Source organism: Alphaproteobacteria bacterium (assembly GCA_030739735.1).
Lineage (GTDB): Bacteria > Pseudomonadota > Alphaproteobacteria > UBA7887 > UBA7887 > UBA7887.
On record JASLYQ010000052.1, the window covers coordinates 1 to 635 of the forward strand.

Annotated in this window: 2 protein-coding genes; one reads left to right on the forward strand and one right to left on the reverse strand. The window is 59.7% G+C overall.

Annotation, left to right across the window (positions count from 1 at the left end; all coding sequences use genetic code 11):
• Nucleotides 1-190, forward strand: a 190-nt coding sequence (locus QF629_13010) for a hypothetical protein (protein MDP6014439.1), incomplete at its 5' end; no start/stop codon positions are given.
• Between the two features lie 63 nt (nucleotides 191-253).
• On the opposite strand, the gene QF629_13015 is transcribed toward QF629_13010, so the two are convergent.
• Nucleotides 254-635, reverse strand: a 382-nt coding sequence (locus QF629_13015) for a hypothetical protein (protein ID MDP6014440.1), incomplete at its 5' end; no start/stop codon positions are given.

The following is a 635-nucleotide window of genomic DNA, read 5'->3' on the forward strand; positions in this document are numbered from 1 at the left end:
TCAGGTAGGGGCTGTGGGTGGCAAAGCCATCAAGACGTCCAAGCCGGTATTGCACTACGAGATCCAGCTCGGGCGGGTCGTTTGTCCCGCCCGAGCCGCTGCAAAGGATCTCAGAAGTGCTCGGAACATGATCCCGATCATCACCAAGCTCGGCCAGTTGGCCTGCACCGCCATTCTCTTGATTTCGTGAGGCGCGACTACAATGCCTGCTGTAAAAAAGGGGTGGCTGGTTCCGCGGTTACCGTGGGCCGGTTTACGGGTGCGGGGTGGGATCCGAACCCGTAACGTGGCCTTCATCAAAAAATGGCAGCAATCCTACGAGGTCTTCATCGCTACTCTCATGATTGCTCGAGGACGCGTGAACGGACGGCGGCACCATGGTGCCGGGCATCATCGAATCTGGATTTAGTACAGAGGTGCCGGTCTTGGGGTCGACGACGATGGCGGTGGGCATCATCGAATCTGGATTTAGTCCAGAGGTGCCAGTCTCGCCGAAGCGATACGCCCACAAAAGAGCCACGGGCTCGCTGCCGTCGCCGCCCAGTGAGACGGGCAGGGTGCCGGCCACAGAGGTGCCACGCATATGGGGCAAGGCAAGCGACGCCGAGAGTGTACGTGAGATCGTAGGCATCATC